This window comes from Pseudomonas sp. Bc-h, from assembly GCF_002080045.1.
Taxonomy (GTDB): Bacteria; Pseudomonadota; Gammaproteobacteria; order Pseudomonadales; family Pseudomonadaceae; genus Aquipseudomonas.
This window is the reverse complement of the sequence record NZ_MUIN01000009.1, coordinates 38,528-62,304: the sequence shown is the minus strand read 5'-3', so window position 1 is coordinate 62,304 and position 23,777 is coordinate 38,528. Positions and strand designations below refer to the sequence as shown.

Here is a 23,777-nt window from a genome sequence, read left to right as displayed (position 1 = left end):
GGACCGATCGGCCTTACGCAGAAGGTTCGACGATGCGCCTCATTTACCCTTTTATCTGCTTGCTGGCGGCGCTGTCCGTCGGCCAGACGTTTGCCGCCGATGCCACACCGGCGCCCGAAGCCGTGGTCAGCAAGGCTCAGGTACTGGAAGAAAAGGCCGCCGAGAAAGACGGCCCCACCCCCGCCGTACCGAAGAGCGAGATCATCACCAAATCCGAAGCCCAAGCCGTGGACCCGGCAGGTGCTGCATCGGTGGACGATGCCATTGTCTGCCTGTCGCGGACCATCTATTGGGAGGCCAAGGGCGGCACCGATGCGGACATGGAGGCGGTGGCCAATGTGGTGCTCAACCGTCTGGGCCACGAGGGCTACCCCGACACCATTTGTGGCGTGGTCAAGCAGGGGGTGGAGAAGAAGGCGTGCCAGTTCTCGTGGTGGTGCGATGGCCGCTCGGATCAGGTGAAGGAGGACGACCGCTACGCGGCGTCCAAGGAAATCGCCCGCAAGGCGCTCAATCAGCAACTCACCGACCATACCAAAGGCGCGATGTATTTCCACGACCGCAACGTCAGACCGGCCTGGGCAGGCGAGTACATCAAGACAGCCGAGACCGGTAAGTTTCTGTTCTACAAACCCCGGGACGGCAAGGCGAAGTAATCGGCCTTGTGAGCCGAAGACCTGTAGCAACGGCTTGCCGATTGTTCCCACGCTCCGCGTGGTAACACAGTGAACGACGCTCTGCGTCGCCTTGGACGCAGAGCGTCCTGCAATGCATTCCCACGCGGAGCGGGGGAACGATCATCAACGGCTTGCCGATTGTTCCCACGCTCCGCGTGGTAACACAGCGATCGACGCTCTGCGTCACCTTGGACGCAGAGCGCCCTGCAATGCATTCCCACGCGGAGCGGGGGAACGATCATCAGGTGAGCCTGGGGTAAACGGGCATCGACAGACGGGCCGGGTTACTGCTTCACCCCGAACATCGCCGTCCAGTAAATCCCTGCGTCGCTTTTCGGGTCGGTCGCGTACGCCGCGCCGAGGTCATGGAAGGCCGGGTTCATCAGGTTGGCGCAGTGGCCGGGGCTGGCCAGCCAGCCTTCCACCACCTTGCGCGCGCTGTCCTGGCCTGCGGCAATGTTCTCGCCGATCTGCTGGCCGATGTAGCCCGCCAGTTCCGCCCGGTCGCCCGGGGTGCCGCCATTACGGCCCTTGTGGTCGAAGTAATTGTTGTTGGCCATGGAGCGTGTATGCCCTTCGGCGGCAGAGGCCAGCGTGTCGTTCCAGGCCAGTGGCGCTGCGGCGGAGAAGGGTTGGCCGCCACATTGATGGGGCACGCTGCGGGCGGCGTTGATCAGCCCGAGCATCTTCTGCCCTTCGGCCTGAGCGTTGCCCAGCCCACCGGCCAGCAGCGGCCGCGCCAGGACGATGCGCCAGTCCCGATCATTGCGGCTGACGCCGACGTCGACGAATTGCGGGTCCAGCACCACCTGACAGAAGCTCTCCTGAATGGCTTTCATCGCCGATTGCGCGTCGCGCGGGCCGGACAGCGAGATCGCCTGCACGGTCACCATCGGGTAGGACGCCCGCGCCAGCACTTGTTGCAGATCGACGCTACCGGTCGCTGGCAGGTTCAGGCGTGAGTCGGCGGTCAGGGGAGGGAGTTCCTGAGAGACCACGTTGGCGCACGGCTGCGCCTGACTGCGAAAGCTGTTGATCGACTGCACCAATTGCGTTTCTTCGCTGGCCTGCGCCGCGCCGGTCAGCATCAGCAGGCAGGAAAAGGCTGCCAGACCCGTGGTGGAAAAAGTGAAGCGCATGAAAATCTCCCTTGAGCTGACCGCTGCCATGATGCGCGATTTTGCCTCTATCGAAATAGTCTGAACCATACAATCCCCGGAGGTTGCAGTCCGATGGCAGCTTTTTGCAGTGACAACCGCAAAAAGCTGACCGGCTGACCGTACATCGCCTTGGCGATTGTGCGCCATTTCCCCGATATTCTGCGTTGTGCCGGACATTGTTCCTGTTTGAGACTATTTTTTTAGCGCCGGATCTAATGCAGCTGCGCTCGTTATTCCCCGACGGCATGACTGTTATCACCCGGGCCTGTCTACTGGGGCGCAGCGCGGATTGAGAGGATGAGCCCGTCGCTTCACTCATCTCTCGCAAGGAATACCGCCATGACGCTGCAAGCCAGACTCGACGCCTTCAAAGCCGACTTCGTTGCCGGCAAGCCTCCCTACAACGCCCCTGCGCAAGTGCACGTGGTCATGAAGCGCGCCACCGACGAACTTATCGCCTCCGGGCAGGCCGGACGCACGCTGAAAGTCGGCGACAAGGCGCCGGTCTTCACCCTCAACGATCCGGAGGGCAACCCGGTGTCTTCGGCCGAACTGTTGAGTAAAGGGCCGTTGGTGATCAGCTTCTACCGGGGTGTCTGGTGCCCGTACTGCAACATGGAGCTGCAAGCACTGGAGGCCGCGCTGCCGCAGTATCTGGACCTGGGCGCCAGTCTGGTCGCCATCTCGCCGCAGATTCAGGCCAACAGCCGCAAATCGGTGCGCCAGAATCACCTGAGCTTCCCGATCCTCAGCGATGCGAAAAGTCAGGTGGCCGAGGCCTTCGGGCTGCGCTTCAAACTGCCGGATTACCTGGTGGATCTTTACAAGGGTTTTGGCAACGATCTGCCAACCTTCAACGATGACCCAAGCTGGGTACTGCCCATGCCAGGGCGTTTCGTCATCGGTCAGGATGGGCTGATCAAGTACGCCGAGGTCAACCCCGATTACACCCAGCGTCCTGAGCCGACCGATCTGTTGCCAGCCTTGCGAGGGTAAACAGTGAGCTGAATCTAGGCCGTCACGAAGTGTGGCGGCCTTTTTGCGTTCTCGGGCTTTTGCAGGCGGGCCGACTATGGGCGATGCTGCGTGCTCGATGAAGATGACTGAGGATGTGTAATGGATCGGCTGGCCGCCATGGAAACCTTTATCTGCGCCGTGGAGACGGGTTCGTTTTCAGCCGCCGCCAAGCTCTTGCGAGTGGGACAACCTGCGGTGTCGAAAACCATTGCTGCGCTGGAAGAAAGCCTCGGCACGCGCCTGCTGTTGCGCACCACCCGCGGACTGACGCCCACCGAGGCCGGGCAGACCTATTACGACGCAGCCAGGCGCACCCTCGACCAGGCCAACGAAGCCGATGCGGCAGTGCGCGGCGCTGGCTCGGGATTCACCGGACGATTGCGGATCAGCGCCGCCACGACCTTCGCCAGCCTGCATGTGATTCCTTATCTTGGGCCATTGCTGAAGCAACATCCTGAATTGAACGTCGAGGTGATTCTCGATGACCGCAGCGTCGATCTGGTGGAGGAGGGGATCGACGTTTCCTTGCGCATGGGCGTGCTGGAAGACTCATCGATGACGGCCAGGAAAATCGCCCAGGGACGTCGCCGGATCATCGCTACGCCTGCCTATTTCCAATGCTACGGCGTTCCCGAGCACCCTCGAGACCTTGAGGCGCATCAGGCCGTGATCTACAACCGCGCGGGCGGTGGCGATACCTGGCCCATGCGCCGCGATGACGTGACCTACAGCGCCACCGTCGGTGGGCGGTTGCGGGTGTCGGCGGCGGAGGGTGTCAGGGCTGCCGTGCGGGCGAATCTGGGGCTGGCGATGGCCTCGGAATGGATGTTCGCCCCGGAGCTGGCCAGCGGCGAAGTGGTCACAGTGCTGGACGACTGGACGTTGCCGCCAATTGATGTGTGGGCAGTGTTCCCGGCCGGGCGCATGACCAGCGCCAAGGCCCGGGTGTTCGTCGATTATGTGGCGGCGTTGCTGGGCGGTTGACTGCGTGATTTCAAAGGAATGGCTGGGTCATCACAGAGACCTGTGGGAGGTGCAGGGTCTGCACATTGAATCAAGGTCCTCTAGCCATCAAACCCATAAAGCTGCGCCGGGTTATCCACCAGTATCGCCTGCCGTGCGGCGTCGCTGCCGGTCCACTCCAGCAACAGGCCCAGCAGCTCGCCATCGTCGGGCTTGTGCTGCTCGGTGACGTGGGGCCAGTCGCTGCCCCAGACCATCCGTTGCGGCGCAAGTGTCGCGAAGTCCCTGGCGAGGGTGCGGACATCGCTAAAGCGGGGGCCGCCTTCAATGGTGTTCAGATAAGGGCCGCTGAGCTTGACCCAGGCCTTGTCAGCATCGATCAGGCGCGCAATGAAGCGGAACGCCGGATGGCTGGCATTGGCGCCCGCAGGCAGTCGTCCCATGTGATCGAACACCACCGGAACCGGCAGCGTTGCCAACAGGCTCTGCTGCTCGAGGATCTGCTCGGCCGCCATGTGAATCTGCGCGTGCCAGCCCAGTTCGGCAATGCGCTCGGCGAGCGGCCTGATCATGTCGACACTGACCACCTGATTGCCCGCGTTCCACAGGCTGAAGCGCAAACCGCGAATGCCACCTTCATGCAAGCGCACCAGTTCCTTGTCGGTCACGCGGGTGTCGACCACCGCAATGCCCCGGGCCTGGCCTTGCATCTGCGCGATGGCGTCCAGCGTGCACCGGTTGTCGGTGGCGTAATACTTGGCCTGCACGATCACCGCCCGGCGCAGGCCCAGTTGTGTCTGGACCGTGCGGTAATCGGCCAGGGACTGGCCCTGCGCCGCCGGGGTTGCCGGATCTGCCGGGGCGAAGCGCGGGTCGATGATGTGGATATGCGCGTCGCAGGCGTTGGCCGGGGTTTTCAGCGTAGGTTGCTTCATCACTTCACCTTGTTCGTTTGACCGGGTATTGCGCAGAGTCGCGCTGCCTTGTGGGAGGGAGCCTCGCCAGCCATGACAATAGTGTTCACACCAGCAGCAACAGCGCCGCACCGTAAGCCACCGCAGCCACCAGAAAGGTCACGAAGGTAAAGCCCAGCACTCGCTGCACGCCGACGCCGGCCATGGCAACGACCGGAGCGGCCCAGAACGGCTGCATCATGTTCGACACCTGTTCACCCATCGCCACGGCCATGGTGGTGGCCGACAACGACGCATGCAGTTCCACCGCCGCAGGGATCGCGAACGGGCCTTGCACCGCCCAATGGCCGCCACCGCTCGGGATCAGGAAGGTCACCAGCAGCGAGCACACGTAGCTCCAGAACGGCAGGGTGTGGGTGGTGGAAATCGCCACGAACACCTTGGCGATCACACCCGGCAGCCCGGTGGCTTCCATCATGCCCATGATTCCGCCGTACAGCGGATATTGCAGGATCATCGAGCCACTCTGTTTGGCAGCCCCCTTCACCGCATTGGCATACGCCAGCGGGTAGCCGTGGAGGATGATGCCGGCAGTGAACATGATCACGATCACGCCGTTGACCCCGGACAATTGCAGCTTGCCGGTGAATGAGTAGGCGACGATCGCGACACCCAGGGCGCCCATGATCACGCTGCCCAGAGGCGAGTATTCAAGGAACTGAGCAAAGCTGCGTTTGCCTTGAGGGCGCTTGGCTGGCTCCGGATCGGGGTACTTGCTGATATCCAGGCACACTGCGTCTTCGTCCTTGGGGCGCAGGGCGGCCAGCACGAAAGGCATGATCACCAGCAGCGCAATGGTCGGCACCATGTTGTAGGGCACGAAGACCATGTCACCGACGCTGAGCACTTGGCCGGTGAGTTTCTGCACCACATTCATGGGGTTGCCCGGCGTGGTCTGCGCCAGCACGATGGAACTGGACAGGCCACCCGCCCAGACCACCCAGCCGGAGAAGCCTGCGGCGACGATCCAGGCAAAATCGACGCGCATGCGCTTGGCGATTTCCCGGGCGAGCAGGGCACTGAGCACCAGGCCGAACCCCCAGTTGAAGAACGAGGTGATCGCCACACACAGGAAGATCATCGCCCCGGCCTGGGCCGGCGTGCGCGCCAGGGCTACCAGCCGGGTGAAGAACCGCTGCACCACCGGTGCATGGGCCAGGGCATGCCCGAGGACCAGCACCAGAGTGATCTGCAGTGCGAAGGTGAAGATGTTGCAGAAGCCTTTGTACCAGCCGCTGAGCAGCGCATCGAGCGAGGCATTGGGCGCAACGAACCAGGAGGCGGCGGCCACCACGACGGTGATGAAAATCGCCAGCACGAACGGATCGGGAATGGTCCTTTCGAACAGCCTGATGGTGCTGTCGGTGAAGCGGGTGCGCAGGGATCTCGAGACGGCAACGGAGGTATTCATGCCCGCAACCCTCCGCGCAGGGAGAGCGTTGTGGTGTTGTGCATCGGGTTATCCCTTTTATTGTGTTTGTGGGAATGCTGCCGATCAGGTCGGCGCGGATTTTAACGTACTCGCGTCAGATCAAGGCTCCGCTGGCGCGCAATTCGCCGATCTGTTGTTCGGTGAAGCCATGCTCGGTCATCACCCGGTCCGAATCGGCGCCGAACACGGGCGCCGCAAACGGCTCCGGCCCTGGGGTTCGGCCAAAAGCGATGGCGCGGGTGAAGCCCTGATAACGGCCCACTACCGGATGTTCGAACTCGGCGATCAGCGATTCGGCCTGACACTGCGGATGATCGAACATGTCCTCGACCCGACGCGCAGCGGCGCACGGCACAGCCTCGCCAAAGATCGCTTCCCACTCCAGCGCACTGTGTTGCTGCAAGGCCTCATGCAGTTGCGGAACGATGATTTCGTGGTGGATGGCGCGTTTACGCACGCTGTCGAAGCGCTCGTCAGCCGCCAAATGTGGCAGCCCGACCTTTTCGCACAACGCCTGCCAGAAATGCGGGGTGTTGGCGGACAGATACAGATGACCTTCGCGCGTCGGATGAATCCCGGTGATGCCGCCCGAACGCATGTCGCGATCCAGCGAGCGCGGCTCGCTGTCGGCCCAGACCAGCCGAGCCGATTGCATTGCCAGCGCACTGCGCAGCAGCGACACCCCCACTTCCTGGCCGTGCCCGGTGCGCTCGCGCTCAAACAGTGCCGAGGACACACCGCCCGCCACCAGGGAGGCGGCGTAGTAGTCGACCACCGAGCCGTAAAGGATTTCCGGCGGGCCGTCGGGCTTGCTCTGGGCCGCGCACATGCCGGTCATGGTTTGCAGCACCTGGTCGTAGCCCGCCTTGGCCTTCAGCGGGCCTTGCTCGCCGTAACCGGTGACCGCGCAATAGATCAGGCGCGCATTGACCTTGCTCAACTGTTCGTAACTGATGCCCAGACGCGCAGGCACGCCGGGACGAAAGTTGTGCACCAGCACGTCGGCCTCGCGCACCAGCGTCAGCAGCGCGTCAAGTCCCCCGGCGGCCTTGAGGTCCAGCACCACGCCGGATTTGCTGCGGTTGACGCCCAGAAATGCACGGCTTTCAGAGGCCAGGGTCGACGGGTATTTGCGCAGATTGTCGCCTGTCGGCGGTTCGATCTTGATCACCGTGGCGCCTTGATCGGCCAGCAGCGAGCAACCGTAGGGGCCGGCAATGTAGGCGCTGAGATCGAGGACTGTGATGCCGGAAAGCGGGCCGGTGGCGTTGGCCGACGCTGGCGAGGCGGGATGGGACATGAATATTTCTCCGATCTTGTTATCGCCGAACGGAGCAGAACGATGAGGGCTCCATTGCAGCACATGGCGCCATTCTGGTGAGCGGGATCGAGAAATAAAATGCGTTTTAGCTAGCTTTAGAATCCATAAATAGTGGATTCATTGGGCGCTGAGCTGTTCGAACAGGACTTTGCAGAACACATCGATCAGCCGTTCTTTGGCCGAATTGCGTTTCCATAACAATCCGATCGGTCGATACAGCCCTGCGCCCGGCAACGGGATTTGCGCCAGTTCGCCAAGCTGCGCGTGCATCGGTCGCCATTGCGGTACGAGCGACACACCCAGATTACCTTTGACCATCGCCGCGATGGCGTCCAGTGCGTCCATCTCGAAGCGTTCCTCTGGCTGAATGCCGGCCTGTAGCAGGTAGCGGTCGGCGAGTACGCCACCCCAGGAGCGGCGGTGGTAACGAATGAACGGCTGGCTGCGCAGTACTTGGTGCGGGTCTTGATCGGCCAGATGCCGAGGCGCCAGAACCACGAAGGGTTCGTCACGCACCGGGCGCCAGACGAACTCCTTGGGCAGCTCGAATTGCGGGGCCACCATCATCGCGATATCGGTCTCGCCGGACAGCACCTTGCGATAGAGGTCAGTCGAGAATGCCGGTTCGACATGGGGGCGCAGGTGTTCGTAATTGGCGATCAGTGTCGCCAGCACATCAGGCACCAGATACGCCATCGCGGTGGTGATGCAACCGATGCGCAGCTCCCCGGCCACAGCGTCCAGTGCGGCGATGGCGCGCAGTTCCCGGGTGCGCACCAACAGTTCGGTGGCAGGCCCCAGCAGTGCCGAACCAGCAGCCGTCAGTTGCATGTTGCGTCCGGCCCGGCTGAGCAGCGGCTGGCCGATTTCGTGCTCCAGCGCCTTGATCCGTTGTGCCACCGCCGTGGGGGTGAGGTTGAGCTTGCGCGCGGCAGCGGCGGTTGAGCCCAGTTCGGCGACTTGCAAAAAGCTGTCGAGGTAGCGAGTGTCCATAGTCTAAAAATTCTGGATTCTAAACGTAGAAATACGCACTTTAGTTAGCTTTTGCACTTTTGCAATATGGGCTCGGCTTTACGCCACACTGCCGGGCCCACGCACCCGGCCACCAACAACAATGCCGGGTATGGGTTCGAACCTGTCATCCGGCGCGACGCATTCACGCCTCTGGGCCTGCGTCGTCATCCAGTGAGTCGCCCATGCGCAGCAAACTGTTCGTTCCCGGATCCCGTCCCGAACTCTTCGAAAAAGCCCTGGCGTCCCGCGCCGATGGCGTCAGTTTCGATCTGGAGGATGCAGTCGCCGAAAGCGCCAAATCCGCCGCCCGCCATCAGTTGGCGACCTTCCTCGGCCAGTTGCCGCACACCGAGAAAACCCTTGTCGTACGCATCAATGGTCTCGATTCAGCGCATTACCTGGCTGATCTCGAAGCGCTTGCCGGTACCCGGGTCGACATCGTCAACTTGCCCAAGGTCGAAAGCGCCGCGCAGATTTTGCAGCTGGTGGCGGACCTCGAGCGTATTGAGCGCATGGCACCTTCAGCGGCCAATATCCGGATTCTCGCCAATATCGAATCGCCTCGCGGCTTGCGTCTTGCCGCCGACATTGCCTGCGCTCACCCGCGGGTCATGGGCCTGCAACTGGGTTTTGCCGACCTGCTCGAACCGCTGGGCATCAATCGACGCGAAGCCACTGTGATCCGCCAGATTCAACTGAGCGTGCGCATGGCTGCCGGTGAAGCCAACATCGCCGCCTACGACGCCGCATTCGCGGCCATCAAGGACCCGCAGGCCTACCACGAAGAAGCGCGTTATGCCCGAGGCCTGGGCTTTACCGGTAAATCCTGCATTCACCCGACCCAGATCGACATGGCCAACGAAGCCTTCATGCCGTCTGCCGAAGAAATCGATCGCGCCCAGCGCTTTGTCGCTGCCGCCGATGAGGCCGAGGCGGCTGGCGTCGGGGCGTACCAGGTCGACGGGCAGATGGTCGACGCGCCTTTTGTGGTGCGAGCTCGAATGATCCTCGACCAAGCCCGCCAGGCCGGTTTGCTGACGCACTGATCCCCGGCACCGAGTTACACCCCGATCTACAACAACAAGACAAGACGAGGTTCCCATGCACAACGCCGATTCGTTGGCCAAGCCCGCCGTGGCTGCGCCCGAGGCCGGAGGCAACAGACTGTTCTGGCGCCTGATGGACATCCGCATCAGTTTCATTCCCTTACCCGTTTACCTGCTGCTGGCGGCGCTGATCGCCGGGCTGCTGGTGTGCAAGGAACTCAAGCCGGACCTGCCCACCATGGTCGCGATCATCGGCCTGGGCGGCGCCACCTGCGGTGAGATCGGCAAGCGTCTGCCGTTTTTCGGCAAGATCGGCGGCGCGGCCATTGTTTCGGCGTTTCTGCCGTCGTATCTGGTCAGCCTTGGCTGGGTCCCGCAGGACATCATCGTGCCGGTGACCACCTTTACCAAGTCGAGCAACTTCATTTACCTGTTCGTTTCATCGGTGGTGGTGGGCAGCATTTTCACCATGGACCGCAACCTGATCATCAAGGGCTTCGCCAAGATCTTCGTGCCGTTGTTGCTGGGTTCGGTGCTGGCGCTGATTGCCGGCATCGCGGTCGGGATGCTCTGTGGTCTGGAGCTGCGTCAGGTGTTGTTCTTCGTCATCGTGCCGGTGATGGGTGGCGGGCTGGGCGAGGGCGCGATTCCGTTGTCGGTCGGTTACGGCGAAATCCTCGGCCTGGACTCAGGCAAGATCCTCGCGCAATTGCTGCCGATCATTCTGCTGGGCAACCTCTGTGCGATTCTCGCCTGCGGGGCGCTGGATCTGTTGGGCAAACGCTTCCCGCATCTGACCGGCAACGGTCGTCTACAGATGCTGGAACTGCCCCAGGATGAAGTAGTGCCAGACGTGGAAAAGGAAACCCGATTCGACGGTCAGACCGTCAATCAGGTGATCGCGGCGGGCATGTGTGCAATCACCCTGTATCTGGCGGGCGTGCTGCTGCATTCGCTGTTCGGTTTGCCGGGGCCGGTGTGCATGCTGTTTCTCGCGGTGCTGTTGAAACTGTGCAACGCCATTCCGCAGCGGCTGGAAGTCGGTGCGCAGGTGCTGTTCAAGTTCTTCACGACCTGCGTGACCTATCCGCTGCTGTTCGCCAACTCCATCGCGGTGACCCACTGGAGTGAACTGACGGCGGCGTTCCATATAGGCAACGTGCTGACCATCACCACGACGGTGCTGACGCTGGTGCTCACGGGGCTGGTGATCGCCCGCAAGATGGGCATGTATCCGATTGAAACCGCCATCGTCAACGGTTGCCACAGTGGCTTGGGCGGCACTGGCGACATTGCGATTCTGACCGCAGCGAACCGCATGCAGCTGTTGCCGTTCGCGCAGATATCGACCCGCATCGGCGGGGCGATCACGGTGATGGGCGCGTTGTTGATTCTGGCGAATCTGCCGCCGGTTTGAGGCGGCAGACGCTGAAGCGGCGCCTTATAGCGTCGCTTTGACCTGCAATCCAACGATGAGTGTGTTGTCGATGTCCTCGCCGTAGAACGCGCCCGGTTCGATGATGTACTGAATCGAAGGCCGTAGCGTCAGCCACGGTGCCACTTGCGCGCCGTAGGTCATCTCCACCAGACCTTCGCCACTGGCCAGATCGGGAAAATCCTGACCGTTGGCCAGTGCGGCGGTTTCCTGCACCTCACGGCTTCGCGAGTTGAACACCGCGCGGCCATACCCGATGGCCACGGTGTCGTTGGGGCGGGACACGAACGGCTTTTTCAGGGCGAAACCGGTGGAGTACCAGCGGCGGAACGGCGAGGCCGCAGCGCTGGCATTGGAGAACTGCCCGAACATGTGCACATTGCGACCGCTGACCTCGCTGGAATTCCAGATCGCCTGATCCATCAGGAAGTAGGAGCCTTCACGGCCGGCGACTTCCCGGTTGGTGCCGATGCGCGAAGCATCTGACGTGTCGTAGTAGTAGCCGACGCGATACTCGCCGGGCATGTCGCCGAGCACGTTGTAGATCGCTTCGATGGGCAGGATGTTGCCAGTGCTGTCCTTGGGCGCCATGTCCCAGGCGCGGCTCGACTCACCATTGCTTGCGGCGTCGACCTTGAATGCTGCCACCTGCAGCGCGAAGTTCGGCGTGAAGCGGTATTTGGCCATCGCCCCCAGATGCGCGTTGGGGTAGTTGCTCCAGCCGCTGCCACCGGACATCGCCAACGGGTGGCCGCAGAAACCGGCGTTCATGAAGTTGCACAGGATGCCGCTGCTCAACCCGCCGAGATCGTTGCCCATCGCCATGTAGCCCAGTTTGACGTTGAGCGCCGGGGTGAATAGGGTGTTCTCGTAGCTCAGTTCGGTGAGGCGCGTGTACAGCCCGCCGTAGTTCTCCTGCACCGGCAGGCGGTTGCCCACCAGATCGCCCGAACCGTCGTTGCCGCGTCGGTCGTTGATGGTCAGCTGGATCTTGCCGCCGCTTTCCAGCTCGAGCAATTTACCCAGATCGAACTGCGCACCGAGTTTGATGTTCTGCGAATAGCGGGTGCCACGCTGCTTGCCGCCGTGAGCGTTGTAGACGGTTTCGCCGCTGTAATCGCCGGTGATCTTCACGCCTTGCGCGGCCAGCCGGCTGCGGCTGCCTTCCCAGTCCCCGGTCATGGTCGAACGGTCCATCCAGTCGTCAGCCATGACAGGCGAGGAGGTCGCCATCGCCATCATCGAACCGACAACCAGGGCCATCGAGAATCCACGGCGCGAGCCGGAATCAGCGGAATACTGCAAAGAAATGCTCATTGATCAACCTGAAATACACAGAGTCGTCGCAGGGACGAAGGCAGAGGAAAAGGGCGGCACGCGAGGGCGCTCACAAGCGGGCGCAATGAAAACACATAATGGACCAACTGGTTAATCCATTTATTGGATGACGGGTATCGTCAGTCTCCATAGTTGTCTTTTCAGCGTGATCGATCACCTGAGCGGCGGCATGTCTCAATCAGGGCGAAGTACGTCCACCAGGCCCTTGAAAGCCGGCAACGCCGGATTGTCATTGTCCTGGCGCGAAACCATGTACAGCTCGGCGTGCAACTCCGCGTCCTTGAGCGGGCGAAACACCAGCTTGTCGCTGTGCAATTGCATCGCGGAGGCGGGGACGATGGCCACACCCAGCCCCGCCTTGACCATGCTCACCACGGTATGGGTCTGACCGAGGTGATAGACGTAGCGGGGGGTAATGCCGGTCATGGCGAACAGGCCTGCGATGCAGTCGTAGAAATACCGCCCTTCATCGGCGGCATACATCACGAAAGCCTGCTGGTCGAGGTCGCGCACGGCGATGGCTGGCTGTCGAGCAAGCGGATGATTGTCCGGCACGGCCACCAACAGCGGCTCGCGACTGATCAATTGGGCATCCAGGGTGGCGTAATCATTGACCTGGCGAACGAATCCCACATCGATGCGGTGAGCGGCCAACGCTTCAAGCTGCGCACTGGAGACCATTTCCTTGAGGGTGAACTGCAGGCCGGGCAGGTCCTGCGCCGCGCGAGCCAACAGTTGCGGGATCATCTGATAGGCACTGACCGCCGTGAATCCGAGCGTCAGGCTACCTGCCTCACCCCGCGCCAGACGCCGTGCTCCGTCCGCTGCCTGATCGGAGAACGCCAGGATGTGCCGTGCATCGCGCAGGAATCCCTGACCGGCCGCCGTCAGTTTCACCGAGCGGTTATTGCGCTCCAGCAACTGGATTCCCAACCCGCGTTCAAGCAGTTGCACCTGTCGACTCAAGGGCGGTTGAGTCATGTGCATCCGGATGGCGGCACGGCCGAAGTGAAGCTCTTCGGCCACGGCGACAAAACAACGCAACTGGTGTAATTCCACGATTCAATATCCGCATCAATCCATACAGTCTCTATGTTAGACCTGAATCGATACCTGCTCCTATCATCGCGGCGAGAGTTGTACGACAACAACAATAAAACGCCCTTATGGGAGACATACCATGCTCAGCAAATCCCTTCCCGCGGATTACGCCGACGCGCAAGCGAAGGTCGGCCGCCACCGTTTCCTGATTCTCTCGATGATTTTCATCGTCACCGTGGTCAACTATGCCGACCGGGCAACCATGTCCATCGCCGGCACCGGCGTGGTCAAGGACCTGGGGCTGGACCCGATGATGCTAGGCATGATCTTTTCAGCGTTCGCCTGGGCCTATGCACTGGGACAGATTCCTGGCGGTTGGCTGCTCGACCGCTTCGGCGCACGCAGGGTCTACGGTGCAAGTCTGGTCTTGTGGTCAGTGTTCACCATGCTTCAGGGCACGGTCGGCTGGTTCGGCCTGATGGGGGCGTCCGCCGCCATGAGCCTGTTCGCCATGCGCTTCATGCTGGGGTTGGTGGAATCCCCGGCGTTTCCGGCCAACAACCGCATCGTTTCCTGCTGGTTCCCGACCAGCGAGCGCGGCACCGCATCGGCGCTGTTCAATTCGGCCCAGTACATGGCTGTGGTATTGTTCACCCCGCTCATGGCCTGGCTGACCCACGCGCTAGGCTGGGAACATGTGTTCCTGTGGATGGGCGCGCTGGGCCTTGTGCTGAGCGTCTTCTGGTTCGCCCTCTATCGCGAACCCCACAGCGACACTCGCCTGAGCAGCAAGGAGCTGGAATACATGCGTGAAGGCGGCGCGCTGGTGGATCTGGAGCTCAACCGCAAGGAACAGAAAAGCAAAGCCACCTTCAAGGAGATCAAGCAACTGTTCACCAGTCGCACGCTGTGGGCGATCTACCTGGGGCAGTACTGCATCACCGCGCTGACGTATTTCTTCATCACCTGGTTCCCGATCTACCTGATCAAGGGCCGTGGCATGACCATCATGGAAGCCGGCTGGGTGGCGGCATTGCCAGCGATCTGCGGGTTCTCGGGAGGGGTGCTGGGCGGGATGTTCTCAGACCTGTTGATCCGACGTGGCGTGCATCCTTCGATTGCCCGCAAGACGCCGTTTCTGATCGGCATGGTCATGTCCACAGTGCTGGTGGTGGCCAACTTCGTCGATGCCAACTGGGTGGTCATTGCGCTGATGGCCATCGCCTTCTTCGGCAAGGGACTGGCTGCCGTGGGCTGGGCGGTGCTTTCTGACACTGCACCGAAAAACATGGTGGGCCTCAGCGGCGGGGTGTTCAACGGCATCGGCAACATCGCCGGGATCATCACCCCAGTGGTAATCGGTTATATCGTGGCCACCACGGGTTCTTTCAATATCGCCTTGTGGTTCGTGGCGGCTCATGGGTTGTTGGGTGTATTTGCCTACGGGGTGCTGGCGGGGCGTTTTGAGCGGGTCGAGTTGCGCTGAGTGGTTCTTGCCTGTCAGTGGGCCGAACACCACCGTGCTCTATGGAATCCCTGCCTCACCGGCCTGAATCCGCGCAGCAGGACACCCGTTCAAATCGGCATCGCAGTGATGGCGGTCATGATCCGGGTGTCCAGCGGCATTCAACACCGGGCGCTGTAGCGGATGCTCAGCCAGCGTTACGCGAGGCGAACACGTCCTTGAGCACTGGGACCGCCGACATCGCCTTGGGCCAGCCGACGTAGAACGCCAGATGGGTGACCACCTCGGCGGCCTGTTCCCGGGTCAAACCGTTGTCCATCGCTCGATTGAGGTGGAATGTCAGTTGCGCCGACTGGTTCTGCGCGATCAGCGCCGCGACCGTGATCAGGCTGCGATCTCGCGGCGTCAGATCGGTGCGTCGCCACAGATCACCGAACAGTACATCGTTGGTGTAACGGGCCAGTTCCGGCGCCGTGGCGCCCACCGATGCCTGAACCGCGGCGCGGCGTTTGGTCTCGCTGTCTGCATCCAGCTTCAGCGGTTCGCCTGGCGGTGGGGTAATTTGCTCGGGGTCAAGCCCTCGTTCGGCGAACACCTGTTTTGCCACGCCCACTGCAGACATCGCGTTGGGCCAGCCACTGTAAAACGCCAGATGGGTGATCAGCGCAGTGATTTCACTCGGTTTCACCCCATTGTCCAACGCCAGCTTGATGTGCCCGGTCATTTGCGCGGTCTGGCCGCTGGCGAGCAGCGCGGCGAGGGTGATCAGGCTGCGATCACGGGGGACCAGATCAGGGCGTTTCCAGACTTCGCCAAACAGCAATTCGGTGGTGTACGCGTACAGCTGAGGCGTGACTTCCAGCACGTCCGGCGAAGGTTTCGGGTCCGGCCGGGGCTTGCTTTCCTCAGCGCCCACCAGCGCGGAAAAGAACACGCTGGCGAGGGTGGTCGCGATCAGTTTCATGGTTCGACTCCTGAGACAGAACCCCCATGGTAGGCAACCATGACGTGATGATTAAGAGGGTTGAACGGGATGCACTCATGAGCGCCGTTCATCAATGCAAAACTTGTCCTGCTCACGGCCGACCTATTCACCGTGGTGAATCAGGGCCTGGACAAGTGTTGGCTCACGCTTCATGACGCAAAGGGTGGGGCGCACGCCAGCCGTGCTCGATCGCAGGGCTGGCGCAGGCGGTGGGAAGGATCAGCGATTGACGGCTTTCCGCAGATGCGCAGGGTAGCGATCGCCCATCACTTCGATGGCCTTGAGTGCCGACTCGATGGCTTGCAGATCGGTTGTAGCCAGTTGGATGTCGGCGGCGCCGACGTTTTCTTCCAGACGGTTCAGTTTGGTGGTGCCGGGGATCGGCACGATCCAGGGTTTCTGCGCCAATAGCCAGGCGATGGCGATCTGTGCGCGGGTGGCGCCTTTGCCATCGGCAATCGTGCCCAGTACGTCGACCAGCTGCGCATTGGCCTTGCGGTTTTCTTCGCTGAAGCGTGGCAGGCCTTTGCGGAAGTCGTCGTCAGCGAAGGTGGTGCTGGCGTCGATGGCACCGGTCAGAAAACCTCTGCCCAACGGACTGAACGGCACGAAGCCAATGCCCAGTTCTTCCAGCAGTGGCAGAATTTCCTTTTCCGGCTCGCGCCACCACATCGAGTATTCGCTTTGCAGCGCGGCCAGAGGCTGTACCGCATGGGCGCGACGAATCGCATCGGCGCCAGCCTCGGACATGCCGAAATGCTTGACCTTGCCCTCGGCGATCAGGTCTTTGATGGTCCCGGCGACGTCTTCGACGGGGACGTTCGGGTCCATGCGGTGCTGGTAGAACAGGTCGATGCGATCAGTTTTCAGACGCTTGAGCGAGGCTTCGGCCACGGCGCGAATGGTCTGTGGGCGGCTATCCAGACCCTGTGGTGGTTCGCCGTTCTTGAAGCCGAACTTGGTGGCAATCACGATTCTGTCGCGAAAGGGGGCCAGCGCCTCACCCAGCAGTGTTTCATTGGTGAAAGGGCCATAAGCCTCAGCACTGTCGAAAAAGGTCACGCCGCGCTCGATTGCGCCGTGAAGCAACTTGATGGCGGCGGATTGCTCCATCGCCGGACCGTAGGCGAAGCTCAGGCCCATACAGCCAAGGCCGATGGTCGACACCTGCAGACCGCTTTTGCCCAATGTGCGCTGTTGCATGTTCTGTCTCCTTCGATAGCGTTGGACATACCTTATATTGCTGTACCATCCTCAACAATCCGCCCGGCATTGCATGGCTACATGAGGAGAATTCATAAATGATTCGTGCCGATCTGCCAGAACTGACGGCCTTCATTGCCATCGCCGAGCACCAGAGCTTCAGCGGCGCGGCGCGCGTGCTCGGGGTCTCGCCATCGGCACTGAGCCATTCGATGCGCAATCTGGAAGCGCGACTGGAGATGCGTCTGTTCAACCGCACCACGCGTTCGGTGGCGCTGACCGAGGCAGGGGAGCAACTTCTGCAAGGCGTGCGACCTTTGCTCACTGACCTCACCAATGTAGTCAATGAAGTCACTTCTGCGCGCAACACCCCGTCGGGTTCGATCCGGATCAGTGCCTCCGAATCGTCAATAAAAACCCTGATCCATAACGTAGTGCCGAAGTTTCTCCAGACCTATCCGCAGATCCATATCGAGCTGATCGCCGACAGCCGGTTGGTGGACGTCGTCGGGGAAGGTTTCGACGCCGGGGTCCGGATTTTCGATGACGTGCCAAAGGATATGATCGCCGTGCGCTTCGGTGAGGACATTCGCTTTGGTGCGGTGGCCTCTCCCGAATACCTGTCGCGCCATGCGCCGCCGCAATTGCCTCACGACCTCAAGGAGCATCGTTGCATTCGCTTCAAGTTCGCCAGTGGTGCGCTGTTTCGCTGGGATTTCGAATACATGGGGCAGAGCACCAGTATCGACGTCGACGGGCCGATGACCCTGGACAACATCAACATGATGATCGACGCGGCGCTGAATGGCATCGGCATTGCCTGGGCGCCGCTGACCCAGGTCGAAGAGGATCTGCGCGAAGGGCGGTTGGTGCATCTGCTGCCGGAATGGGGCCCGACTTACCCTGGCGTCTGCCTGTACTACCCTGCGAACCGCCATCCGCCGCTGGCGTTGAAGTTGTTTGCCGATGCGGTCCGGGAGTGGGCAGCGGTGTCGGCAACTGATACCCATTGAGCGCGTACCAGGTTGCAGTGAACGCTTACCAACGAGGAACACGAATGTCCCGCGACAGTTACAACGACCTTCTGGCCTTTCTCGCCGTGGCGCGGGAGCGCAGTTTCACCCGTGCGGCAGCTCAGCTCGGGGTTTCGCAGTCGGCGTTGAGCCACACCATTCGTGCGCTGGAAACGCGGCTGGGCGTACGCTTGCTGACCCGCACCACGCGCAGCGTTGCGCCGACCGAAGCGGGAGAGAGCCTGTTCAACAGCCTGGCCCCGCGCTTCGAAGAAATCGACGCCGACCTGGCCGCCATCCTCGAACTGCGCGACAAGCCGCGCGGGACGATCCGCATCACCGCCACGGACTATGCGGCCAACACCATTCTCTGGCCACGGCTGTTGAAGTTTCTGCCGCAGTACCCGGAAATCAAGGTCGAGATCATGACCGACTATGGCCTGACCGATATCGTCGCCGAGCGCTATGACATCGGTGTGCGATTGGGCGATCAAGTGGCCAAGGACATGATTGCCCTGCGAATTGCGCCGGACATGCGGATGGCCATCGTGGGCTCACCGACCTACCTGAACCAGCATTCGGCCCCGACCACGCCTCAGGAACTGACTCGGCACAACTGCATCAACCTGCGCCTGCCGACCCATGGTGGGTGTTACGCGTGGGAGCTGAGCAATGGCGAAACCGAGCTTCAGGTGCGTGTCGAAGGACAACTGACGTTCAACGGTGCGTATCAAATGCTTGAGGCAGCATTGGCGGGCTTCGGGCTGGCCTACATCCCGGAAGACCTGGCGCGCCCCTACGTCGCGTCCGGCCGCTTGCAGTGGGTGCTCGAAGAGTGGTTTCCGACCTTTCCCGGGTTTCACATCTACTACCCGAGCCGTCGCCAGTCTTCGCGCGCGCTGAGCCTGGTGGTCGATGCGTTGCGCTATTCACAGAACCCTTGACCAGCATCTGAATCCCCATCATTCATGAGGTGCATTCATAGCTGCATCCTTTTATCGGGTCTTAATCGCAGGAATGTCGGCCGATAGGATGGTATCAACAGTCAGCGGTAGAGCAGCAAAGGTGTCCGCCGACGACCGATTCCAAACACTGAGAGACCTTCCATGGATTACCGTTATCTGGGCCGCAGCGCCTTGAAAGTCTCGCCTCTTTGCCTGGGCGCCATGATGTTTGGCGGCGAAGCCGACGAGGCGACGTCCACACGCATCATCGACAAAGCCTTTGAACAGGGCGTCAACTTCATCGACACCGCTGATGCCTACCATGGCGGGCGTTCCGAGCTGGTCGTGGGTCGCGCGATCGCCCCGCAGCGGGACAGCTGGGTCGTCGCCACCAAATTTGGTTATCCGACCCATCCAGCGACGATGCAGCAACGCCCGAACGAGCAGGGCCAGTCGCGCAAGTGGATCATGCAGACGGTCGAGAACAGTTTGAGGAATCTGGGCACCGATTACATCGACGTGCTGTATTTCCACCGCGCTCTGGCCGACGCGCCACTGGAAGAAGCGATGCGAACCATTGGCGATCTGATTCGTCAGGGCAAGATCCGCTACTACGGCGTGTCCAACTTCCGCGGCTGGCGCATCGCCGAAGTCGTGCGCATTGCCGATCAACTGGGCATCGAGCGTCCGGTGGTCAGCGAGCCGCTGTACAACATCGTCGACCGCACTGCCGAGGTCGAGCAACTGCCGGCAGCGGCGAATTATGGTCTGGGCGTGGTGCCGTACAGTCCGCTGGCCCGAGGCGTACTCAGCGGCAAATACGCGGTCGATGCAGCGCCTGCCGCCGACAGCCGTGCCGGGCGCGGGGACAAGCGTCTACAGCAGACAGAATGGCGGCCAGAATCGCTGAAAATCGCCCAGACCATCGCTCACCATGCAGCCGAGCGCGGCACGACGTCCATTGCGTTTGCCTTGGCGTGGGTGTTGAAAAACCAGCTGATAAGCTCGGCCATTGCCGGGCCCCGGACAGAGGCGCAGTGGGACAGCTATCTTGACGCGCTGACCCTGGAACTCGGTCCGGAGGACGAGAAGCTGGTCGACAGCCTGGTGGTGCCGGGGCATGCATCGACACCGGGGTATACCGATCCGGGTTATCCGATCGAGGGGCGTCGGGTGGTGTAAACCCTGTACGAAGGAAGAGGCACATGCCCCATGTTCTGCCGTTACCAGGACCAGGCGGGGGAGGGAGCTTGCTCGCGAAGCGGTAGTTCAGTCGCCACTCATGTGTCGGCTTAACCTCAGTCTTCGCGAGCAAGCGCCCTCCCACATGAGTTTGCGTGATTGCAGAATCTGCGACAGCCCCGAATCAACGCAGGTATAGCGTCTCCATCACATAGCGCAGCGACGCTGACAACGTCTCGCCATGGCTCATGCCGTCGAAGGTGTGGTAGTCGAGTTTCAGTCCGCTCACGCCCTGCAAGCGTTCGACCATTTGCCGTGCCAGACCATCCGGTTCAGCGGCGGGCGGACCCTGCGGCGAAGCCGGTTCGGCAGTTCCGCGCATCAGCAGCAGGCTGGCATTCGGCGTTTTCAGTTGAGCGCTTTCTTCGAACAGCAATGTCTCGTCCCACCACAGCGAAGGACTCGCCGCCGCGTAGTGGTTGAACAGGTGCGGACGGGTGAACAGCGTGTGCAGGACCAACAGCCCGCCATAGGAATGGCCCCACAGTGTCTGCTCGTGGGCATCCAGCGGTGCCTGTTCTGCGACCATCGGTCGAATGCGATCACGCAGCAAATTGAGAAAGGCGTCCGCGCCGCCGCTAGGCACGTTCGTTAACGGGTCCTTCTGCACGTCCAGGCCCGGTCGCTCTGGTGTGTAATCCACGGTTCGAGCGTTGCGTTCGATGCGCAGCGGGGTCTGGTAGCCGAGGGCGATCAGCAGCGGGGCTCGCCCTTGGGCCAGGCGCTTGAGCAGGTCTTCGTCGAGCGCGCCCACCGCTGCGTTGCCATCGAGCATCCACAGCGACGGGTAACCTTGAGGCGGCGATGGCTGACGCGGTTTGCCGATCCAGACGCGGTAATGGCGCTGTCCGTCAGCCGAGTCCAGGTCGAGGGTATTGAAGGTGTAAGGCAGGTCTTGGCGTTGCAGGATCTGCGTGTCCATCGGCTGGTCCGGTGCGGGCCGCGCCAGGGTGCTCAACCCCGGCACGGCAAGCAACAGGATGAGCGCCAGAGATTTCATCGAAAGCTTCATCAGGCAGTCTCGTCAGGGTCAGAACGACGCGGTCAGGCTGGTGTAGAGCGTGCGGCCCGGCTCGTTGTACGTCGCCGCGCCCGCGCCTTCGATATTGGCCACACCCTGAGCATTGCCTTCGCGGAACAGGCGCTTGTCGAACAGGTTGTCGATGCCCGTGGTCAGGCTCAGGTTGCGGGTGATGGCGTAGGTGCCGCTGACCCCGACGATGGCGTAAGGCGACAGTTGGTTGTTGGAGGTTCCGGTCACCCTGTCGCCGTGGTAGTCGTACTTTTTCGGTGTCTGCTTGCCATACCAGGCCACGCTCGTGGAGAACGACAGGTCATGGGTGGCCTGCCAGTCGAGCATCGAATTGAGGGTGTATTCCGGGGTCACCGACAACACGTCGCCGGTTTGCTTGTTCTTCGATTGCAGCATGTAGGTGAAGTTGTTGTTCCAGGTCAGTGATTCGGCCAACGGAACGGTCAGCGTACCTTCAAGCCCTTCGACCAGGGCCTTGGGCACGTTTTCCCACTGATACACCGCGGCATTGGCGTAGGCGCCAGTGCCGCCCGTGGCGCTGCTGACGGGCGACAGGCCTGACTCGATCTTGTTCTTGTAGTCGTTGCGGAAGTATGTCAGCCCGGCCACCCAGCCATCGGACTTGTACTCGATCCCCAGTTCCTTGTTGATGCTGTTCTCGGCCTTGAGGTTGTCGTTGCCTTGCAGATAGCAACTGGTGGTCTGGCCGTAGCAACCTTGACCTCGGCTGTACAACAGGTAGTTGGAGTTGAGTTGATAGAGGTTCGGCGCCTTGTAGGCACGGGCAATACCGGCCTTGAGCGTCAAGGTGTCGGTGAGCCGATGCGACAGGTTCAGCGACGGGCTCCAGTTGTCCCCGACGATGTCGTGATGATCGAAGCGCAGGCCCGGCGTGAGCATGGTGCCGGGGAACAGCTCGATGTTGTCTTCGGCGAACAGCGAGAAGATACGCGCCGAGGAGTCGGTGTCACGCCCGGTACTGCTCAGGCCGCTGACGGCGCCGCCTTCGCTGGTGGACTGGGTGTTGGCGCTGGGGTCGTCGAGTTTCTGCTCGACCCATTCGCTGCCCAGGGTCAGGGTCTGGTCGAAGCCTGCGTGCAACGGCAGGTTGACCTCGCCGTGGGCGGTCAGGTCACGCAGGGTCGCGGTGTAGAAATCGCTGTTGCTGAAGATGCCTTCCGTGCCGCCCGCCAAGCCTTCGTTGATTCGCCGGTTACGGGTTTTTTCGTATTGCAGATAGGCCAGGGTGCTGCCCAAATCCCAGTCGCCGCGATGGGTCACCGAATAGGTCTCACGGTAGGTGCGGTTGGTCTCGTGGCCCAGCAGGCTTTTCACGTTGGCGTTGCTGTTGGTGTTCTGGGTGTCGCCGGTGTAGATGTTGCCCTGACGGCTGAATCCGGCTTCGAAATCCAGGGTCTGCTCCGGCGTCAGGTGCCAGCTGAGCAGGCCGTTGACGTCCTTGTTGCGCACGCCTTCACGACCCGCGGGCAGGGTACCGATCTGATTACCGGCGCGCAGCGATTCGTGGCCTTGGTTGATGTCGGCGTCGTCGGAATCGGTCTTGGCGACGTTGCCGTAGACGCGATAACTCAGGTTGTCGGTCAGCGGGCCGTTGAGGCCGAAGTTCATGCGCTGGGTGGCGCCTTCGTCGCTGTGGCTCGGGAACGAGGTGTAAACGGTAGCGTTGCCGTGGGTTTCGGTGCCTGGCTGTTTGGTGATGATGTTGACCACGCCGCCCGCCGCGCCGTTGCCATAACGCGCTGCTGCCGGGCCACGGATGACTTCGATGCGCTCGACCTGATCGGCCGGGACCCAGTTGGTGTCGCCACGGCTGTCACGCTCGCCACGCCAGCCGTACCGTACCGAATTGCGGCTGCCCACCGGTTTGCCGTCCACCAGAATCAGGGTGTTTTCCGGGCCCATGCCACGGATGTCGATCTGCCGATTGTTGCCGCGCTGACCACTGCTGGAGTTACCGGTCAGGTTGACGCCGGGCATGGTGCGGATGATCTGCGACAGGTCGTTGGCCGGAGGCCGCTTCTTCAGGTCCTCGGCGGTGATCACCGACACGCCGGGTGCCTGCTTGATTTCTTCCTCGGCGGTGGCGACGACGTTCTGGTCTGGCAACTGAATGGCCGCCGGGTTTTGCGGCTGGGTCGCGGCGTGAACGGCGGTCGCCAGCAGGCAGCTGGACAGCAGCATGAAGGGCGTGAATGAGGGCAGGGGACGAAACGACATCGATGATCTCCGAGGAACGACATGACGCAGAAGATCACGAATGATAATGACTGCTTTTTGCGAGTAAAGCGCATTAACTTTCTAAACACTTGAAGCGGCTTTGTCAGGCCTCACCCAGGTCTGCGCGAACCATCTGTCCATGATCGTTCCCACGCTCAGCGTGGTAACGCCGTTCCAGACGCTCTGCGTCTGCCAGGGGATGACGCGGAGCGTCAGGGGATAGATTCCCACGCGGA

The 23,777-nt window shown here is 61.6% G+C and carries 20 protein-coding genes; 9 read left to right on the top strand and 11 right to left on the bottom strand.

Going from position 1 to position 23,777, the window contains the following annotated elements; all coding sequences use genetic code 11:
• Positions 1-32: 32 nt before the first annotated feature.
• Positions 33-656 carry a cell wall hydrolase gene (locus BWR59_RS16715; protein WP_081566755.1) on the top strand — a complete coding sequence of 208 codons (624 nt, stop codon included), beginning with the start codon at positions 33-35 and terminating at the stop codon, positions 654-656.
• Positions 657-961: 305 nt separating this feature from the next.
• Here the strand turns inward: BWR59_RS16715 and BWR59_RS16710 are convergent, their stop codons facing one another.
• A complete protein-coding gene (locus BWR59_RS16710; RefSeq protein ID WP_230982044.1) occupies positions 962-1,765 on the bottom strand; it encodes a CAP domain-containing protein in 804 nt (267 codons plus the stop codon).
• A 411-nt stretch (positions 1,766-2,176) separates the two neighbouring features.
• On the opposite strand from BWR59_RS16710, the gene BWR59_RS16705 reads away from it, so the two are divergent.
• Positions 2,177-2,833: a peroxiredoxin-like family protein gene (locus tag BWR59_RS16705; RefSeq protein ID WP_081566753.1), complete on the top strand. Its 657-nt coding sequence runs from the start codon at positions 2,177-2,179 to the stop codon at positions 2,831-2,833.
• Between the two features lie 120 nt (positions 2,834-2,953).
• Positions 2,954-3,838 (top strand): LysR family transcriptional regulator, encoded by an 885-nt coding sequence (locus BWR59_RS16700; RefSeq protein ID WP_081566752.1) that lies wholly within the window; start codon positions 2,954-2,956, stop codon positions 3,836-3,838.
• A gap of 80 nt (positions 3,839-3,918) precedes the next feature.
• Here BWR59_RS16700 and BWR59_RS16695 read toward each other — a convergent pair whose 3' ends face one another.
• From BWR59_RS16695 to BWR59_RS16680, 4 genes are all read right to left on the bottom strand, one after another.
• Positions 3,919-4,752, bottom strand: a complete 834-nt coding sequence (locus BWR59_RS16695; protein ID WP_081566751.1) for an amidohydrolase family protein — start codon at positions 4,750-4,752, stop codon at positions 3,919-3,921.
• Between the two features lie 85 nt (positions 4,753-4,837).
• The gene (locus tag BWR59_RS16690; protein WP_081566750.1) at positions 4,838-6,202 is read right to left on the bottom strand and encodes a TIGR00366 family protein; all 1,365 of its coding nucleotides are present in this window, start codon (positions 6,200-6,202) and stop codon (positions 4,838-4,840) included.
• Positions 6,203-6,317: 115 nt separating this feature from the next.
• On the bottom strand, positions 6,318-7,523 hold the full coding sequence (locus BWR59_RS16685; protein ID WP_081566749.1) for a CoA transferase: 1,206 nt from the start codon (positions 7,521-7,523) through the stop codon (positions 6,318-6,320).
• A 138-nt stretch (positions 7,524-7,661) separates the two neighbouring features.
• A complete protein-coding gene (locus tag BWR59_RS16680) occupies positions 7,662-8,537 on the bottom strand; it encodes a LysR family transcriptional regulator (protein WP_081566748.1) in 876 nt (291 codons plus the stop codon).
• A gap of 203 nt (positions 8,538-8,740) precedes the next feature.
• On the opposite strand from BWR59_RS16680, the gene BWR59_RS16675 reads away from it, so the two are divergent.
• Positions 8,741-9,604, top strand: a complete 864-nt coding sequence (locus BWR59_RS16675; protein ID WP_081566747.1) for a CoA ester lyase — start codon at positions 8,741-8,743, stop codon at positions 9,602-9,604.
• Positions 9,605-9,659: 55 nt separating this feature from the next.
• The gene (locus BWR59_RS16670; RefSeq protein ID WP_218191224.1) at positions 9,660-11,021 is read left to right on the top strand and encodes a 2-hydroxycarboxylate transporter family protein; all 1,362 of its coding nucleotides are present in this window, start codon (positions 9,660-9,662) and stop codon (positions 11,019-11,021) included.
• 24 nt (positions 11,022-11,045) lie between these two features.
• Here BWR59_RS16670 and BWR59_RS16665 read toward each other — a convergent pair whose 3' ends face one another.
• On the bottom strand, positions 11,046-12,302 hold the full coding sequence (locus BWR59_RS16665) for a carbohydrate porin (RefSeq protein WP_230982043.1): 1,257 nt from the start codon (positions 12,300-12,302) through the stop codon (positions 11,046-11,048).
• Positions 12,303-12,551: 249 nt separating this feature from the next.
• Positions 12,552-13,436: a LysR family transcriptional regulator gene (locus BWR59_RS16660; RefSeq protein WP_218191222.1), complete on the bottom strand. Its 885-nt coding sequence runs from the start codon at positions 13,434-13,436 to the stop codon at positions 12,552-12,554.
• A 121-nt stretch (positions 13,437-13,557) separates the two neighbouring features.
• Here BWR59_RS16660 and BWR59_RS16655 point away from each other — a divergent pair, with 121 nt between their 5' ends.
• Positions 13,558-14,904 carry an MFS transporter gene (locus BWR59_RS16655; RefSeq protein WP_081566745.1) on the top strand — a complete coding sequence of 449 codons (1,347 nt, stop codon included), beginning with the start codon at positions 13,558-13,560 and terminating at the stop codon, positions 14,902-14,904.
• Between the two features lie 166 nt (positions 14,905-15,070).
• On the opposite strand, the gene BWR59_RS16650 is transcribed toward BWR59_RS16655, so the two are convergent.
• Both BWR59_RS16650 and BWR59_RS16645 read right to left on the bottom strand, forming a co-directional pair.
• Positions 15,071-15,847, bottom strand: a complete 777-nt coding sequence (locus BWR59_RS16650; RefSeq protein WP_081566744.1) for a carboxymuconolactone decarboxylase family protein — start codon at positions 15,845-15,847, stop codon at positions 15,071-15,073.
• A gap of 240 nt (positions 15,848-16,087) precedes the next feature.
• Positions 16,088-17,071, bottom strand: coding sequence for an aldo/keto reductase (locus BWR59_RS16645; RefSeq protein WP_081566743.1), 984 nt, complete (start codon positions 17,069-17,071; stop codon positions 16,088-16,090).
• Between the two features lie 98 nt (positions 17,072-17,169).
• On the opposite strand from BWR59_RS16645, the gene BWR59_RS16640 reads away from it, so the two are divergent.
• The 3 genes from BWR59_RS16640 to BWR59_RS16630 all read left to right on the top strand — a co-directional run bounded on the left by BWR59_RS16640 (position 17,170) and on the right by BWR59_RS16630 (position 20,210).
• Positions 17,170-18,084, top strand: coding sequence for a LysR family transcriptional regulator (locus tag BWR59_RS16640; RefSeq protein ID WP_081566742.1), 915 nt, complete (start codon positions 17,170-17,172; stop codon positions 18,082-18,084).
• A 44-nt stretch (positions 18,085-18,128) separates the two neighbouring features.
• Entirely contained in the window at positions 18,129-19,028 is a 900-nt protein-coding gene (locus BWR59_RS16635; RefSeq protein WP_081566741.1) for a LysR family transcriptional regulator, read from the top strand.
• A 162-nt stretch (positions 19,029-19,190) separates the two neighbouring features.
• Complete coding sequence (locus tag BWR59_RS16630) at positions 19,191-20,210, top strand: aldo/keto reductase (RefSeq protein WP_081566740.1); 1,020 nt, start codon at positions 19,191-19,193, stop codon at positions 20,208-20,210.
• A gap of 184 nt (positions 20,211-20,394) precedes the next feature.
• Here the strand turns inward: BWR59_RS16630 and BWR59_RS16625 are convergent, their stop codons facing one another.
• Positions 20,395-21,282 carry an alpha/beta hydrolase gene (locus tag BWR59_RS16625; protein ID WP_143490852.1) on the bottom strand — a complete coding sequence of 296 codons (888 nt, stop codon included), beginning with the start codon at positions 21,280-21,282 and terminating at the stop codon, positions 20,395-20,397.
• A gap of 18 nt (positions 21,283-21,300) precedes the next feature.
• Positions 21,301-23,541, bottom strand: coding sequence for a TonB-dependent siderophore receptor (locus BWR59_RS16620; protein WP_081566739.1), 2,241 nt, complete (start codon positions 23,539-23,541; stop codon positions 21,301-21,303).
• Positions 23,542-23,777 lie beyond the last annotated feature (236 nt).